An 18,685-nucleotide genomic window follows, 5' to 3' on the forward strand; every position below is an offset into this window, starting at 1 on the left:
GCCGCCGATGGTAGTTGGACGTCATGTCCTGCGAGAGTAGGTTATTGCCAGATTACGGCCCCCGTTTCCCAAAAGGAGACGGGGGCCTTCTTGGTTTCTAGAGGTGACTTACCGTTAAGTTAAGAAAAACTGCCTCAGAGATCTTGGCGGATTGCTAAGGCGGCAAGATTTTGCATGTTTTTGACGCATGTTTTCATTACCCCGTTTTTGTATTGTACCATTCTTTATCGCGTCCAGCTATTCGCTAAATGCTCAACCAACTCAGGTGCCGACTAATATCCTCTCGACGGTGGGCGATTTGGAAGTGACGGTTTGGGCTAGTTCTCCGGACTTAAGGAATCCAACTAATTTCGATGTCGATCGAGACGGCAGGATTTGGGTCGCGGAAGGTGTGAACTATAGGTGGAGCAAGGGCAGGGATCCTAAAGGGGATCGCATTGCTGTGCTGGAGGATTCCGATGGAGATGGAAAAGCAGATAAGAGCTGGACCTTCGTACAGGAACCAGGGTTGATAGCCCCGCTCGGCGTCGCGGTTATTGATAATAAAGTCTATGTTTCTAACACTCCCGACCTCATCGTTTACACGGACGTAGACAGGAATCTCGTTTTCGACCCTCGGGTAGACAAACGTGAAGTTCTAGTTACTGGATTCAACGGCGTTAATCACGACCATTCACTTCACTCCGTCACTTTTGGGCCAGACGGACTGTTATACTTTAACCACGGAAACAGCGGTGCTCTGGTAACCGATCGTGGGGGCAAAACCATTAGAGTGGGCAGCGCCTATGACGGACTTCTCAGTGGCGAGTCCGAGCCTCTTTACGGGATTTATCCCAGAGAGTATGCGGGGGCGAAAAGCGATGACGGCCACGTGTATGTGGGTGGTTTCGCTATGAGAATGAAAGAAGATGGCACTAACTTAGAGGTGATTGGTCACGGCTTTCGAAACTCCTACGAACAGACAATAAACTCAGCCGGTAACATTTTTCAGAATGACAATGACGATCCGCCAGCCTGCCGTACGAGCTACCTCTTGGAGTACGGGAACACGGGCTGGTTCTCAAGAGATGGGCTACGTTATTGGCAAGCGGATCGACGTCCAGGGCAAAATATTCCGACGTCACAATGGAGACAAGACGATCCGGGCGTGATACCCGCGGGCGACGTTTACGGGGCAGGAGCTCCAACCGGCATCGCTTATTATGAAAGCGACGTCTTAGGAAAGGACCTACGCGGAATGCTGCTAAGCTGCGAGGCAGCTCGTAATGTGGTGTTTGGCTATTTGCCAGAGGTGGATGGAGCAGGTTTCAAGTTGGAACGTTTCAATTTCTTAACTTCGAACAAGGAGGAGGAACTCGCAGGCACAGACGGCAAGGGCGGGCGTGTCTCTGAAGAGATCAAAACGTTCTTTCGACCTTCGGATGTCGTGGTTGGTCCGGATGGCGCCATTTATGTCGCTGACTGGTTTGATCCACGGGTCGGTGGCCATTCAGATCAGGACAAGACAGCGAGCGGGACGATTTATCGCATTGCCCCTAAAGGCTTTATGCCGGAGGTCCCAGAGTTCGATCTTTCTAAGACTGACGGACAAATCGAGGCTTTGAAGAGCCCAGCTGTGAACGTCCGGGCGCTTGGGTTCAAAGCACTGAAGGCGAATGGAAACGACTCTGTCTCGGCAGTGGAAGAACTGCTGGACGGTGAGAACCCATACATTCGCTACCGGGCGATCTGGTTGCTCGCGCAGCTCGGGTCACAAGGAGTTTCCGTTGTAGAGTCTTTGGCCGGAGCGGAAGATGCTACGGTGCGCGCAACGGCGTATCAGGCGCTGAGAGCGGTCGATGGTTATGACCATCTTAAAGTCGCCAAAAGCTTGGCTTCGGACGAGTCAGCAGAAGTAAGACGAGAGATTGCGGTTTCGATGCGAGATGTCCCGTTCGAACTTTCTAAAGGAATTTTGCTTGATTTAGCCAAGTCTATTGACGGAACGGATCGGATGGCTCTGGAAGCTTGGGGAATCGGCTCTATGGGGAAAGAGGCGGAAGTCTACGAATTAGTAAACACAACTCTTGGGGAAGAGGATCCTATTAATTGGAGTACGAGGTTAACCTCCCTACTCTGGAGGTTGACTCAAGAGGGCTCTGTGCCGGGATTTTATGAGAGAGCGTCTTCAGAAGAACTCACCGAGACAGATCGCTTGAACGCATTGACTGCAATTGCCTTCACCTCATCACAGGAAACCGTCGAGTCCTTGTTTGACCTAATTGACGATGAGGGAATCGTCGGTGAGACAGCGAAGTGGTGGTTGTTGAACCACAGAAACTCTCGCTATGCGGGGTTTGGTGTGAGTGAGAGGTTAAAGGCGGAGGGTGTATACGACCCTGAAACTATTGTGGTTAGCGGAAGCGTCATTCCGCAACCCAGTGAAAAGAATTATCTCCCGGTGGATGACGTTATAGCACTTGAGGGAGACGTTGAACGTGGCGCCGCAAAAGCAAGCGCATGTTATGCGTGTCACAAGGTGGGAGAAGCCGGTGTTGAGTATGGGCCGGATTTAAACGGTTGGGCCTCAAGGCAAAGCAAAGAAGCAACCATACGTGCAATTGTTAATCCATCCGATGACATCGCTCATGGTTTCGGCGGCAGGGAAGTGATTCTAAAGAACGGAACGATCATTCACGGTCTTATCGAATCCCAAGGAGACCCACTGGTGATTCAGTCTATGGGCGGAGTCCGGCAAATGATCCCTGCCGATAGAGTTGATAGGATAAACTGGTATAACCGTTCCCTTATGCTCTCTGCTGACCAACTAGGACTGAGCGAACAGGACGTCGCCGACATTGTCTCCTATTTGGACTCGATTTAGGGAGCTGGGCAAGACTGGAATCGTATTCAAAAAGTAGGAGTGTCCGTTATATCGGTATCAATATAGAGGTGAGTATTAGAAATCGAATCATATAGGTGGTTGTAGTCTACCCCGTTTATGGTCTCGGTTCCTTGGCTTAGGTACGATTCATCGTATTCGACAGAATCGTCAGAATCGCCGTTGATAAATAGGCTATTGTTCTCGTCTGTAAGATCCAAGACATCTTCGGCGCTTAAGCGTATGGAGTTGGATCCTGAACCTCCGATATTGAATTGCTCAATGTTAGACAGTTTGGAGGTGTCAATAGCGGTAAAGTCCAGGTGTTGATTGCTCGCTTCAAGTATCAAACTATCGTATCCATCGCCTAAGTGGTATTGGTCGGCGTGATTGATCATTTGGGTAGTTACGGTGTCGTCTCCGCCACCAGAATTCACCTGATCCTCTCCCCAGCCTGTATCGATGGTGTCGTCTCCCGATCCCGTGATGATTACGTCGCTTCCATCGCCTCCGTATACGGTATTATTGCCATCGCCTGCGTCGACGTAGTTGTTTCCTCCGAGTACATCGATCGTGTCATTTCCAGATCCCGTTGTGATGTTATCATCGCTCCATGTGCCTGTAATGTTTTCGTCGGGATCCTTGGATACTACTTCCATGGAGAAGGTATCAGAAGCGGTGGTGGTCCCGTCGGAAGCGGTCAGCTTGACCTCGATTGTCGACGATGCTTCCCCGCTCGGATCACCAGAGAAGGTCATGGTTCCCGGATCGAATGTTAGCCAAGTGGGTAATGGAGATCCGTCACTCAGACTCGCTGAGTAGCTTAAACTATCCCCAGCATCCACGTCGCTAAATACGTCAGACTCGACCGTATAGCTAAACGAAGCGCTGTCGGCTGTTTGGTCTGCGAGCTCACCGGCCCGGGCACTTTCGTCGGGTCCGTTGCCGCTGTTGAAGGCACTCGGAGAATAATTCGCGTCGGTGGTGAGTACCAATTTGTCAATCGCGACCCCATCTTCTCTCGCCCAGATGTTGATTGTGTGTTCTCCGGGTTCGGTTACGGTGATAGCAACGCGGGCTGAACTGCCTGTCTCGGAATTCCCCCAGCCGTTGGATCCTTCGGTGAAACCTGTGATACCGCCTGCACCGGTAACCTGCTCGTTGTTTAAACCGATGTGTAAAGAATCGTCGGATCCCCAATCGCCACCGTCGACGGTCGCGTCAGCTTTTACCCAAACATAGTAGGTGCCCGGGGTATCGAAGTTGACCACGTACGAAATCTCGGAGCTAGCCTCGGCACCAGTCTCTTGGAGAAGGTCGGCGTCACCGCTCGCCATGTAGACGCCGTCGAAAGAACCCGAGTGGTCATCCCAAGTGTCTTCTCCGCGATCGGTTTTCTGGTGATAGTTTTCGGCCTCGATAGAGACGAGGCCGGAGCTTTCTTGAAATGCTTGGATGGGGCCGTCGTTGGTGTTCGCAGTCGTGACATCGAAAGTCTCAGATACGGATGCGCCCGATTCATCAGTAGCTGTCACCTTGAGAGAGATGGTACCGACGTCGGCATTGTCGGGCGTTCCGGAGAACGTACCGGACTGGGCATCGAAGGAAAGCCAGTCGGGGAGTAGTGAGCCGTCAGCGAGGGTCGCGATGTAGGTTAATGAGTCGCCTGCGTCCTCGTCGATAAATGTGTTCTCCGGAACGGTAAAGGTGAATTCGCTATCTTCGGTGGCACTCTGATCTGCGATAGGCGTCGCAACTGGTCCGTCATTTGTATTATTTACCTGAATACCAATTGTGCTGCTGGCAGTCGAACCTGCCTCGTCGGATGCTGTGACCGAAACAGAGATTGAACCGACGTCTCCATTTTCTGGAGTGCCTGAAAGCTCTCCGGTTTGGGAGTCGATTGACAACCAATCCGGTAGAGGCGCGCCACTTTCAAGAGTTGCGGAGTAGGTGAGGCTTCCCTCTGCATCCGCGTCCGAGAAACTTTCCGAAGCGTCCAAAGAGAAAGTCGAGTCTTCATCTATTGTTTGGTCTGACAAACCTATCGATTCAGGACCTTCGTAGACGTTAGTCACATTGATTGTGATCGTTTCCTGATAGGTGACACCCGCTGAGTCCGTCACTTGTAGGGTCACTTCGTGAGAAGATTGACTCTCGGCATCGAGGAAAGCTGCATCTTTTAGCTTCAGTATCCCATTTTCTATTTCGAAAAATCCTGATGTATCATTCGCTATGCTATAATTTGCAGTGTCGTCGGCGTCTGGATCAGTGCTTGAAAGCTGAGCAATTAAAATTCCCGGTTCATTTTCTAGAACATTAGCCACAATGTCTCCGTTTCCACCTGTCGAGATAGCTGGTGGCGTAGTCGAATAAGTAGCGGATACAGAAGCACTTAGTCCATCAGCACCATCATCGTCTAGGTTGGTTAGGACCAATTCGTTGTCCCCGTCAATTAGCGATGGGGTATTGAACACTGCACCCTCGAGACTCAGTTCCTCGTAGCTGGTCGAGGTTTTAGAACGAGTACCTAAGACCTGTAACTGCCCGTCTGTGATCACAACTTTTATTCTAGCCAGACCATTTTCGTTCGCTACCCACGAATTGGACAAAGTAGAGCCATCTTCGAACTTCAACATGCTTTGTGAAGACGAATCAAATACGTTTGATTGAAGCTGAATCGTTTTTTCTGAAATCGCTTGCCCGTTGATCTCCAGCTTCAACGAGTTGTCGACAGTATTGAGCTCAAGTACAATCTCTCGATTTCCATTGGTTGAATCGCTCAGATCTACCACTGAAGTTACTTCTCCACCTCCGTCTCCGATGGAAATAGAGTCGTTCGTAACATTTGCGCTTAGCGTTTCGGATGGCATTTCGGAAAGAGAAATGCCTGTAGGATTGTCGTTAGTGTTGTCTACCTGGATATCGAAGGTATCGGCAGCAGTGGATCCTGCACTGTCGGTAGCGGTGACCGTGACGGAGATAGAACCGACGTCTCCGTTTTCTGGAGTGCCCGAGAGTTCGCCCGTGACCGAGTCAATGGAGAGCCAGCTTGGGAGTGCTGATCCGTCTTCGAGGGTGGCTGAGAACGTAAGCGTGTCGCTTGCATCTTCATCTGCAAAGTTTGCGGAGACATCGAGAGAGAAGGCTGCATCCTCGTCGATCGTCTGGTCTGAGATCATCGTAGCAGTTGGTCCGTCATTTGTGTTCTCGACTATCAGGACAAAAGTATCCGTCGCGGTCGCACCAGTACTATCGGTGGCTGTGACCTGCAGTGAAATTTCGTCTACTTGGTCGTTGCTCGGAGTTCCTGTGATTTCTCCTGTGGCGGTGTCGATTTCCATCCAATCAGGAAGTGGATCGCCATTCGCCAAGGTCGCTGAAAATGTTAGGGTGTCGCCTGCGTCTACATCCTCGAAGTTGGCGGAAGCATCAAGAGTGAACTGACTGTCCTCACTTACGTACTCGCTGGTGAGACCGACTCCTTCCCCATCGAGCTGGATGTTGTCGATCGAAAAGAACTCTGTCGCGTCAGTGGTTCTCGCTTCGAAACTAATGACAATTTCACCGGCTCCGAAAGTGTTACTAGACAAGGAAATGGTTGTACTCCCGTCTCCGGAAATACTTCCGTTCTGGTCCACCAAGGTCGCGGTTTGACCGTTGGAAGTAACCTTTAGGACAAAATAGTCACGCCAATCACCGCTACTCTCCATCGCTCCTTCGCTCTTCAGGTCAAACGTCAATTGAAGTTCGCTATGTTCGGATATATTAATCGGATCGGACCGCAGGATAACTTTTGAACCCTGATCTCCCGCGGTACTCGATGATTTTCCAAAACTGTATTCTCCCTCTGAAACTCCGTGGTTTTCTTGATTCTCCGCGGCAGAGTCATCGGTCGACCAGCGTGCTCCTTCTGTGTCGCCATTTGAGTAGGTTGAGAAATCTTCCTGCCAAATTGTTTTGGTGGTAGAATTGACCGTTGGCCCGTCGTTTGTGTTGTTTACCTGGATACCGAGGGTGTCGGTAGCTGTTGCCCCTTCGGAGTCGGTTGCTGTGACGGTGACGGAGATTGACCCTACGTCTCCGTTTTCTGGGGCGCCGGAAAGTTGGCCGGTTACCGCATCGATTGATAGCCAACTTGGTAGGGCGGAACCGTCTTGTAGGGTTGCGGAGTAGGTTAGGGTATCTCCTGCATCTGGGTCCGCAAAGCTTTCAGATACATCCAGGCTGAAGCTGGCATCTTCATCAGTCGTTTGGTCGGAAAGGGATGTTTCTACGTATGGTCCTTCCTGTTTGTCGGTTATCGAGATCAGATGGTGTTCAGAGTAGCTTGCGCCTGAATCGTCGGTGATCACGATAGTGATAGAGTGGCTCGAATTCGTTTCGTGGTCGAGAGAGGCGTTTTCGGTGACAGTTACTTCACCGGTATTCGAGTTAATTTGGAATTTTCCTTCAGCGTCATCAGAGAGTGAATACGTCAACGAATCTCCTATATCTTGATCTGTGCCGGTAGCTGATAAGACTACGCTGCCTCCTGCCGAATTCTCGTCGATAGCAGTGACCGAATGCGGAACAGTAGAACCGTGAAAGCCTGAACCATTTGCCTGGCCAGAGACTAGATCATGACCATTTCCACTGCTATCCGTCCAAGTCCCATCGGCTATGTTTCCAGCCTGCCAGATCGCTTGTTCCGAGCCGTCGGTTGTTTGAAGCTGCGTGAGACTATTGTCTCTGATTTCCTGTTGGGTTCTTACGTCGTTGAAGATTCTGATCTCTCCGAACTTGCCTTCGAAATTTTGTGCAGCGACGAATCCGGACTCTAAGCTGTCCTGTTCTTGACCAAACACTAGCACTCCGTCTGAACCTAGGGAATAGCCCGTCTCGAATCCTGTTTGTGTAGAAATTAATTCTCCGTCAACGTACACGTTAAGCGATCCGGTTTCGCTCTCCCAAGAGACGGATAGTTGATGATCTGCCCCGTTTGTCAGATTTATATTAGGGGTTTGTATTGTAGTTTGAGTTCCTCCTAAGAAGACACTAATCTCGCTCTCAGCGGTTATACCGACTAGGAGGTCATTCGATTCTCCTGGAGATGCATAGGAGAGTAGCGTGGTTATGTCATTAGCTCCGGATACTGCTAGATCATCAGTCGAAAATTGAATCTCGACAGTGAATTCTGATGCTCCTGAAAAGTATGAGGGTGCGCGATCGACAAGGTACTGATTGTTTGTATCGTCTTCGTTGATCGATGTCATGCGATTCGCGGACTCGATACTCAGGTCGATTGGAGCGTCATTCGTATTGTCGACTTGGATACCGAAGGTGTCTGACGCAGTTGTTCCGGCGGAGTCGGTTGCGGTGACGGTTACGGATAGGGAACCTACGTCGCCGTTTTCCGGAGAGCCGGATAGTTCACCTGTTAACGAGTCTATTGATAGCCAACTTGGTAGGGCTGAACCGTCTTCGAGCGTTGCCGAGTAGGTTAGGGCGTCTCCTGCGTCTATGTCCGAGAAGTTTCCTGAGACGTCGAGTGAGAATGCGGCATCCTCGTCTGTGATCTGGTCCGCGATTGCGGTTGCTGTCGGACCGTCGTTTGTATTGACGACCTGGATGCCAAAAGTATCGGAGGCTGTCGCCCCAGCTGAGTCTGTTGCGATGACAGTAACGGAGATTGACCCTACGTCGTCGTTTTCGGGGGTGCCGGAGAGTTCGCCGGTGGCAGCGTTGATGGAGAGCCAGCTCGGTAGCGCTGCTCCACCTTCGAGAGTTGCAGTATAGGTGAGGGTATCGTTTGTATCGACGTCGACGAAGTTGCCGGACACGTCGAGTGAGAAGGCTGCGTCCTCGTCAGTCGTTTGGTTAGATATCGGAGTGACGGTGGGCACCTCATTTTCGTCAGTCACAGTCACTGTGAACGACTGGACCGAGGTGGAGCCATCTGCAGAACTTGCGATGACTTCGATGGTGTGGCTAGGTGCCGTTTCGAAGTTAATTTTCGAGGCGTCGGCGACCGTAACAACACCGGTCGTTGGATTTATTTCGAATGCTCCGCTTGGATCGCTGCTCAAGGAATAGCTTACGTCGCTATTCGTAACATCGGAGTCAGATGCGGAAGCGGTTATTCCCACTGTATTTCCATTAGAGGAAAACTCAGAAATAGTATTACTCGCATCGTCGGTGTCAGAAACGGCTGATACGTCGGATTCGTCGATGTCGGAGACGGCGAGGGTGAACGTTTCATTAGATGTGGAACCGTCGCTTGAAGTGGCGGTGACTTCTATCTCGATGCTGGCCTCGGTCTCGGCGTCAAAGGACGCTCCTTGGGCGACCTTAACGGTGCCGTTTGCGTCGACGGTGAATCGTGAGTCGTCTACCGAGTAGGCTACTGTGTCTGTGACGTCGGAGTCTGACGCGGATGCGGTAACCCCCACCGTAGAACCTTCGGTCGCGTTTTCCGCAAGGGTGTTGGTTCCCGCGTCGGAGTCGGTTACTGCGGATACGTCCGCTTCGTCGACGTCGTTGACCGCGACAGTGAACGTTTCGTTTGATATGGACCCGTCGGCGGAAGTTGCGGTTACGACTATATCGATGCTGCCCTCTGTTTCCGCGTCGAAAGACGCTCCGCCTGCGACTCGAACTGTTCCGTCGGAATCAACGGTGAACCTTGAATCGTCAACGGAGTAGGTGACGGCGTTGTTTGATCCGTCTGCGTCTGAGGCAGAAGCGACGATTCCGATGGAGTCGGCTTGGGATGCGTCCTCGTTGACTGCGTTGGCGGTCGCATCAGTGTCTGTGACGGCGGATACGTCGAACTCGTTGTCGTCGCTAACGGCGATGCTGTAGCTCTTGGTGGATGTGGACCCGTCGGCTGAGGTAGCGGTGACTTCGATGGTCTCGGAGGTGGTGGTTTCGTAGTCGAGCTGGGTTGCGTCTGCCACGGTGACGACGCCGGTGCTGCCATCGATCGTGAAGGCTCCGTTCGCGTCGTCCGAGAGGGTGTAGCTGACGCCGTTGTCAGTCGCGTCGTCATCCGATGCGAAGGCTGTTATTCCTACGGCGTCGCCGTTGGATGTCGCTTCGGAGATGGTCTCTGCTCCAGCGTTGTTGTCAGATATCGCGGATACGTCTGCCTCGTCGATATCGCTGACCGCGATGGTGAAGGTTTCGTTGGAGGTAGAACCGTCCAGGGAAGTGGAAGTAACGACGATGTCGATGGACGGTTCTGTTTCCGTGTCGAAGGACGCGCCTGCGGCGACCTTGACCACGCCGTTAGCGTCTATCGTAAAGCGGTTGTCGTCCACCGAGTAAGTGATTGAATCACCTGCGTCCGCATCGCTTGCAGACGCGGTTATGCCTACGGTCGCTCCCTCGGTGGCATTTTCCGCGATGGAGTTGGCGTCCGTATCGGTGTCAGTGGTACTGGATACATCAAACTCGTCCACATCCGAAACGTTTATGGAGAAAGTCTTGCTGGATGTTGATCCGTCGGTGGAGGTAGCGGTTACGACGATGTCTATGCTGGCTTCGGTCTCCGTGTCGAAGGACGCACCAGAGGCGACCTTTACGGTTCCGTCAGGGTCTACGGAGAACCTGGCGTCGTCGACTGTGTAGGTTATGGTGTCTGAAGTGTCAGCGTCGGAAGCTGTAGCGACCACGCCGGCTGTGGTACCTTCTGATGCATTCTCTGCGATGGAGTTTGCATCGTTGTTAGTGTCGGCGACGGCGGATATTCCATCGTTGGTGCCTGCGATTGTGACGGTCAGTGTCGAGCTGCTCGAAGCTCCAGCTGTGTCTGTTATCTGGTAGGTTATGGTGTCAGTGAGCGTCTCGCCGACTCCGAGAGCTTGTACGCTGGCAAGTGAGTTATCGATGTTGTAGGTGTAAGCACCATTTTCCGTGATGGAGATGGTACCATACGAAGCCGTACTGTTTGACGTGACGGTGATGGAGTCCTTCGCGTCCGGGTCTGAATCGTTCGTGAGAAGGTTACCAGATATAGTGATTCCGTCTTCGGATGCGGATGCGGTATCGAGGGTGGCGACCGGTCCGTCGTTTGTGTTTTCGACTACAAGAGAAAATGTGTCGGTTGCGCTCGCTCCAGCGGAGTCTGTCGCGGTCACCTTCAAAGAGATCGTGCCGACATTTTCGTTTTCTGGCGTTCCTGAAATGACGCCTGTAGCTGTATCGATAGTAAGCCAATCTGGCAACGAGCTTCCGTCTGCTAAGGTCGCTGCGAAGTTAAGCGAATCATTTGCATCCACGTCAGAAAAGTTGACTGACGCGTCTATGGAAAAGGCTTCGTCTTCTAGGACGGTTTCTCTTGTGAGTCCGATACCGGTGCCATCAAGCGCTATGTTGTCTATGATGAAGCTCTCGGCAGCACTGGTAGTTTTAGCTTCGAAGCTTAACGTTACCTCGCCGACCCCGTACGTCGCGCTGGTTAGCGAAATAGTTTGATAACCGTCAGGATCGGTTGCGATAGAGCCATTGTGCTCGAAGAACTCGAACTTGTGACCTTGCACCGTGGCGAACAGTGAAAAGTGATCTTGCCAATCTCCAGAGCTTTGCATCTCCCCAACGGTTTTAATATCGAAGCGAAAGGTAACATTTGTTTGCTCCGATAGATTAATCGGATCACTCGTGAATACGATCTTCGAACTGGTGTCGTTGGCGGAATCGGTGGCTTGCGAAAACGCGTATTCCCCATTGGTTACACCGTGATTTCCTTGGATCGAGGCTGATGTGTCATCCGTGCTCCAACTGTCGCCTTGCTGTATTCCGTCCGCTAGGTCGTCGAAGTCCTCCGACCAGAGCGACTTTACTGCCGCGTTTACCTGTGGACCATCGTTGGTGTTTTCTACCGTGACGCTAAATGTATCCGAGGCGCTAGCTCCTACTGCATCCGTCGCGGTAACCTTGATTGAGATTTGGCCGACATCGTCATTTGCGGGAGTACCAGAGAGCACGCCTGTTGCGGAATCGATAGTGAGCCAACTGGGAAGTGGTTGCGCATTTTCCGTCGTCGCCGTGTAGGTAATGGTATCGCCAATATCAGCGTCGTTGAAATTGTTACTGGTATCTAGGCTAAATGCGGAGTCTTCAATAGCCGTTTGATCCGAAATTGAAGATGCGACGGGGCCGTCGTTCGTATTTTCTACTTGGATACTGAATGTGCTAGAGGCATTGGCCCCCGCGGAATCGGTCGCAGTGACTGTAATCGAGGCTGATCCAACGTCGCCATTTTCCGGAGTGCCGGAGAGTACTCCAGTCGTCGAGTTTATCGAGAGCCAATCTGGAAGGGCTGTTCCGTTAGCGAGCGTAGCGGAGTAGGACAGCGAGTCGCCGAAATCCACGTCGTCAAAGGACGAGGCTGTGCTGAGCGAGAATGCTGCATCCTCGTCAGTGGTCTGGTCCGCGATCGGAGTAACGGTCGGTGCCTCATTGATGTTTGTCACCGCCACGGAAAAGCTCTCAACCGCAGTGGATCCGTCCGCAGAAGTAGCAGTAATTTCGATAGTGTGGCTTTGCTCTGACTCGTAGTTTATTCCGCTGGAGTCATCGACGGTGACCACACCTGTTATGGGATCGATGGCGAACGTCCCGCTAGGGTCATTGGAAATCGAATACGTAATAGTGTCATTCTTGGCGTCCGCATCTGAAGCGGAAGCGGTAATACCAACCGCTTCGCCATTTGATACGTTTTCAGAGATGGCGTTTGCATTTTCGTCGGAATCGGAAATTGCGGATACGTCGAACTCGTCTACATCGCTTACAGCGATTGTGAACGTTTCATTTGAAGTAGACCCGTCGGAAGATGTGGCGGTGACGACAATGTCGATGGAACTCTCTGTTTCGGCGTCGAAGGACGCTCCGGCAGCTACTTTTACCGTGCCGTTAGTCTCCACGGTGAATCTGGCGTCGTCTACCGAGTAGGTTACGGTGTCAGTCGCGTCGGCATCGGATGCTGCTGCGGTAACTCCAACTGTTGTTCCTTCTGATGCGTTTTCGGCAATGGTGTTAGCGTCGGCTTGCGCGTCTGTGACAGCGGATACATCGAATTCGTCCACGTCTGAGACGTTAACGGTGAAGATCTCGTTGGATGTCGAACCATCTGAGGAGGTGGAAGTAACGACGATGTCGATGGACGGTTCTGTTTCCGTGTCGAAGGAAGCACCTACGGCGACCTTGACTACGCCGTTTTCGTCTACGGTGAATCGCGCGTCGTCCACCGAGTAGCTGACATCGCTGTTAGTAGCATCGGAGTCGGTCGCGCTTGCGGTGATGCCGACGGTCGTTCCCTCGGTCGCGTTCTCGGCGATGGTGTTCGTGTCGGTATCCGTGTCAGTGGTTGCGGATACGTCCGCCTCGTCGATGTCGCTGACCGCGATTGTGAAGGTTTCGTTGGAAGTCGATCCGTCCTGTGAAGTGGAAGTGACGACGATGTCGATGGACGGTTCGGTTTCGGTATCGAAGGAAGCTCCTGCTGCGACCTTGACTACGCCGTTTGAGTCGACCGTGAAGCGAGCGTCGTCCACTGAGTAGCTGACCTCGCTGTTTGTAGCGTCCGCGTCGGTTGCGTTCGCGGTGATCCCTACGGTTGTTCCTTCGGTGGCGTTTTCGGCGATGGTGTTCGCGTCCGTGTCGGTGTCCGTTGTCGCGGATACGTCCGCCTCGTCGATGTCGCGGACCGCGATGGAGAAGGTTTCGTTTGAAGTGGAACCGTCTGTTGACGTTGCGGTGACGACGATGTCGATGCTGCTCTCGGTCTCGGCATCGAAGGAAGCACCTGAGGCGACCTTGACAGTGCCGTCTGAGTTGACGGTGAACCGGGAGTCGTTAACCGCGTAGGTAATTGAGTCGCCTACGTCGGCGTCCGTTGCGGATGCTACAACTCCTACGGTTGTTCCCTCGGCTGCGTTTTCGGCGATCGTGTTCGTATCTGAGTCGGTGTCGACAACGGCGGTAATCAAATCGTTGGTTTTCGCTACGCTTATTGAAAATGTCTGTTCTGCGGTTTGTTCGCCGTCGCTTGCAGTGACCTTGATGTTCAAGGTTCCGACATTGTTGGTGTCGGGGGTTCCGGAAAACTGACCTGTCGTTTTATCGAATGTTAGCCATGCGGGAAGTGGCGAGCCACCGGAAAGGGTCGCTTCGAAAGAAAGTTCGTCCCCGACGTCAACGTCAGAGAAGTTCTCGGAAACGTTGAAGTTGAATTCAGAGTCTTCTTGGCTGGCTTGATCCTCGATGGTAGTGGCTATTGGCCCATCATTAGTATTCGTAACTTGGATGCTGAATGAGGATTCGGCGACTCCCTCTCCATCAGTGGCAGTTACGGAGAGTGATATCTCGCCTACATCGCCGTTTGTGGGCGTGCCTGAGAATTTGCCTGTTTCTTCATCGAAGGATAACCAGCTTGGCAGTGCTGATCCGTCTTGTAGCGTTGCGGAGTACGATAGGATGTCGCCAGCGTCTATGTCAGCGAAGTTACCGGAGACGTCTAGCGAGAATGCTGCGTCCTCGTCTGTTGTTTGGTCTGCTATCGCAGTAGCGGTTGGACCGTCGTTTGTGTTGTCGACTTGAATACCGAAAGTTGAAGAAGCAAGGGCTTCTCCGTCTGATGCAGTGACGGTGACGGAAATGTTTCCGACGTCTTCGTTCGTCGGAGTGCCGGAGAATTGCCCGGTCTCCTCGTTGAATGATAGCCAGCTTGGCAGTGGGTCGCCGTTCTCGAGGGTAGCTTCGAAAACAAGCTCGTCGCCGGAATCGATTTCTGAGAAGCTTCCGGATACATCGAGGGTGAAAGCGGAATCTTCGCTCGAGATTTGATCTGTAATAATGGACGCAACGGGTCCGTCGTTTGTGTTCTCGACCTCGATCAAGAAAACGGAATTGGCAGTCGCTTCGCCATCGGAGGCGGTAACTCTGATCGAGAGTTGCCCTACGTCTCCGTTTGCGGGTGTGCCCGATAGTTCTCCGGTAATAGAATCGATGGAGAGCCAGTTGGGTAGCGGGTCTCCGTTCTCTAGGGTGGCCGAGTAGGATAGCGTGTCGCTTGCGTCGACGTCTGCGAAGTTTCCGGACACGTCGAGCGAGAAGGCTGCGTCCTCGTAAATGGATTGCTCGGAAATGGCGGAGGCAATGGGTCCGTCGTTCGTATTTTCTACGGCGATTGAGAAACTTCCACTGGCCGTTGCCCCGCTTTCGTCGGTTGCGGTGACGGTTACGGAGATTGAGCCGACATCTTCGTTTCCGGGGACGCCAGAGAGCTCGCCTGTGATCGAGTCGATCGAAATCCAGCTGGGCAGTGCGGATCCGTCGGAAAGGGTTGCTGCGTACGTGAGTGAATCAGCGGAGTCGATATCCTCGAAGTGGGCAGCGGCGTCCAAGCTGAACGAGCTGTCTTCTTCGGCATCGACAGGCAGGAAATCGGAGATGACTAGGGGTCCGTCGTTGGTATTCTTAACTTCGACAGTGAATAGGTCGGAAATGGAAGATTCGCCATCCGAGGCAATTACGCGTATGGATAGAGGGCCGACATCGCTATTGGTAGGGGTACCGCTAAACGTTGCGGTAAATGGATCGAAGCTCAGCCACTCGGGAAGTGGTGAATTGTCTTCCTGAAAGGCCGAGAACTCGAGTGTGTCGAAAAAGTCTGGGTCGCCGAAGTTGGAGGATACATCGAGCTCGAACCCAGCATCTTCTGATGTAGTGATGTCTTCAATACCGGCGGACACGACCGGTCCGTCATTCGTATTTTCGATTGTTATGCGGAGGTTCGCAGAGACGCTTTCGACTCCGTCCTTCGCGTGGATCTTGACGTGCACCTCGCCGACATGGGCATTCTCGGGCTTGCCGGATAGCTCGCCTGTTAGCGGATGAATGCTGAGCCACTCCGGAAGTTCACTTCCGTCAGCTAGGGTTGCTGAGTAGGTGAGCTCGTCACCTGAATCGACATCACTGAAAGCGTCCGACACGTCGAACAAGAATGGAGCGTCCTCTTTTGCAGTTTGTTCGGGTATAAACGTGGCTACCGGACCGTCGTTGGTATTCTCGACTTCGATCGAGAAAATAGCGTTGGCGTTTTCTGATCCGTCGGAGGCTACAATTAAAATGGAAAGCGAGCCGACATCTTCGTTTTCAGGAGTTCCAGAGAATATCCCGGTTGATTCGTCGAAGGCCAACCAGTCCGGCAGTTCGCTGCCGTTCATTTGGGTTGCGGAGTAGGTGAGGGTGTCGCCTACGTCGATGTCGGAAAAGGTATGGGACACGTCGAGCGAAAAGCCGCTGTCTTCCTCCACCGTTTGGTCGACGAGAGCGGTAGCGCCGGGCTTGTCGTTGGTGTTGTCCACCATGATCGCAAAAAAGTCGTCTGCGCTTTTCTCGCCATCGCTCGCTGTCACCTGGATGGTGAGCATGCCGACGTCGTCGTTGGTGGGAACTCCGGAAAATTGGCCGGTTGCCGCATCGAACTCGAGCCAATCTGGCAAATCGGATCCGTCGGGAAGCGTAGCTGTGTAAGTGAGCTCGTCGGCGAGGTCGCTATCCTTGAAGTTCGAAGCGACGTTGAAGGAAAACTCGCTGTCTTCGTCGGTATTCTGATCGGTGATGGGCGATTCGAGTTCGGGGGCGTCGTTTTGGTTTCCGACGTGCAGAGCGAACGTATTGGAAACACTTTCGCCTGCTTCATCGGTGGCGGTGACGCGGATTTCGATGTCCGAGTCCTCGCCTTGAGGTGGCGTGCCGTTGAGTTTTCCAGTGGCTTCGTCGATGGAAACCCAATCAGGGAGTTCGCTGCCGTCGGACAAGCTGGCACTGAAGGTTAAACTGTCGCCGAATTCGCCGTCTTCGTCTGAAAAATGAGACCCTGCGTCGATGTCGATGGAATCGTATTCTCCGATGGATACGTCTTGGATCTGTGTAAACGTTGGGCGGTCGTTTACGTTTTCGATCTCGAGCGTGAAGTTAGTGGACGTTTTGGCACCACTTGAATCTGTCGCGGTAATTTGGATACGATGTTCGCCAATGTTCTGGTATGAAGGGATTCCGGATATGAGGCCTGCTTCAGGATCGAAGCTCAGCCATTTCGGAATATCGGCGCTTAGGACAAACGAATCACCAGAGTCGGAATCCGCGAAGAGACCCTCAGGGAGCTTAAAAGAGAATGCAGCGTCTTCGTTGGCGGTTTGAGCTGCGATGGAGAAGGTGGCGACAGGTTCATCGTTGATGCTCTCTATATCTATAGAAGCAGTGGCGGCTTTGGATGGCCAGTCTGTACCGTCGAAGCCGGACCATTGGAAATCTGTATGGCCGTTCCAGTCTTCGTTGGGCTGGAAGGCGAGGTTAGAGACTTCTGCTATAGGAACAATTTGGCCGAGAGCGACCGGTTCTCCCGAAATAGTGAGGGTCCCGTTTCCGGGTAGGGAATCGATGCGGACGGACTCGAGCGTGTCATCGCCATCCACGTCGGAGAAAGCTTGTTCGAACGTCTCTCGCTCGAAGGGGACAGCGTTGTCTTCGCCACCTGAAAGCTGTATGTTAGAAATTTCTGGGGCGTCGTTTGCGTCGCTGGGACGGAGCGTGATCGTGCGTTCGAGTCGGGTGCCTTCCTCGTTTTCGATTCGCACGGTTAGGGAATAGGTCTCAGCTGCGTTCTCAAAGTCGATGGCGGTTCCGTTCTTGAGCTTGAGGGTGGAGCCCTCGATTTCGAAGAGGCCGGATTCGTCTGAAACAATGCTGAAGCTGAAGGGGCCTTCGATCTCGTTTTCAGCACCGATGGCGTCCAATAAGCCGATATTGTACCCAGCTTCGTTTTCGAGGACGTTGCTGTTGCTCAGAGAAAGGGTTACGTTTTCGTCGTTGAAAGGGTCAGGCAAGACCGCGGTGAGCTCACTGCGGTCGATGAGTTTGTCGTCGTCCGAGGGATCGGTTACGACGATTTCGATTTCGACTTGCTCACCAGCGTTGCTCTCATCGATTTCGACAATGACTTCGACTTTGCCGGTTTCTTCGTCGACGACGGTTTCGGAATCCACGACATCGCCGTTACCGTCCAAGACGACTGCATTTACGCGATGGCGTGCGATCTCCACGAATTCGGACACTAGAACTTCGTCGCTAATGTCGATGGTAGTGAGGCGGAGTTCTTTTCCTTCAGAACCCACGGTGACGTGTTTTTGAGCGTCCGACTCGTCTGCCAGGGCTTGGCTCGAAGAGCTTGCGTACAACTTGTTTTGTTCTTCGACGGCAGAAAGCTCTGCGAGTCTGGCTTGCTCATGCTCGCTGTCTTGCGCTCCGAGAGCAGCGAGGGAAAGGCTTTGGAAGTAGTTGCGAAGGCTTTGGTTTTCGCTGCCATCAGCATTTATCTCGAAACCGTCGAATGCAGAGGTGTTTTGCGAGAGGGCACTGATGATCGAGAGTAGGGTGACGCTTTGAAGGGCGACATTGCCGCTCGCTTCCTCGAGCTCGAATTTGATCGCTCGCGGTCCGTCTGTGATTTGCTCCTCGGATGACGCTCGTTGCCATTCAAGGAAATTGCCTGCATTGATCGATGTGCCGTTCGGAAGCTCGAGTTCCGTTTTCTCGGCGAGAAGAAAGTTCTTCAGCAAGTAGGAGGATCCGTCTTTCGTCAGGACTAGCACATCGTGCCCTTGGGGGACCATCTCTGCGATGTCGTCTGGGTTGGTGAGTTTCAATGAATCACCTTGGCTGAAGTCGAGGGACTGACCGTGGGAGAGTTCGAAATTGTTAGCGGCAGAATTATCTCCAGAATAATTGAAGCGGAAGCTCATGTGGTAGTGGTCGATCGAGGTTACTGAATCTGCGCGC

At 52.6% G+C, this 18,685-nt stretch carries 2 protein-coding genes; one reads left to right on the plus strand and one right to left on the minus strand.

Annotated elements, in window-relative coordinates; genetic code table 11:
- Window positions 1-265: 265 nt before the first annotated feature.
- On the plus strand, window positions 266-2,863 hold the full coding sequence (locus QEH53_RS13775; RefSeq protein WP_309023790.1) for a PVC-type heme-binding CxxCH protein: 2,598 nt from the start codon (window positions 266-268) through the stop codon (window positions 2,861-2,863).
- A gap of 26 nt (window positions 2,864-2,889) precedes the next feature.
- On the opposite strand, the gene QEH53_RS13780 is transcribed toward QEH53_RS13775, so the two are convergent.
- Window positions 2,890-18,648, minus strand: a complete 15,759-nt coding sequence (locus QEH53_RS13780) for a putative Ig domain-containing protein (protein WP_309023791.1) — start codon at window positions 18,646-18,648, stop codon at window positions 2,890-2,892.
- Window positions 18,649-18,685 lie beyond the last annotated feature (37 nt).

The sequence above is a fragment of the Pelagicoccus sp. SDUM812002 genome (genome assembly GCF_031127835.1).
Lineage (GTDB): Bacteria > Verrucomicrobiota > Verrucomicrobiia > Opitutales > Opitutaceae > Pelagicoccus.

Bases quoted from the DNA above. Each gene is read 5' to 3' on its own strand.
- QEH53_RS13780 (WP_309023791.1), bottom strand. From the start codon at position 18,648: ATGAGCTTCCGCTTCAATTATTCTGGAGATAATTCTGCCGCTAACAAT.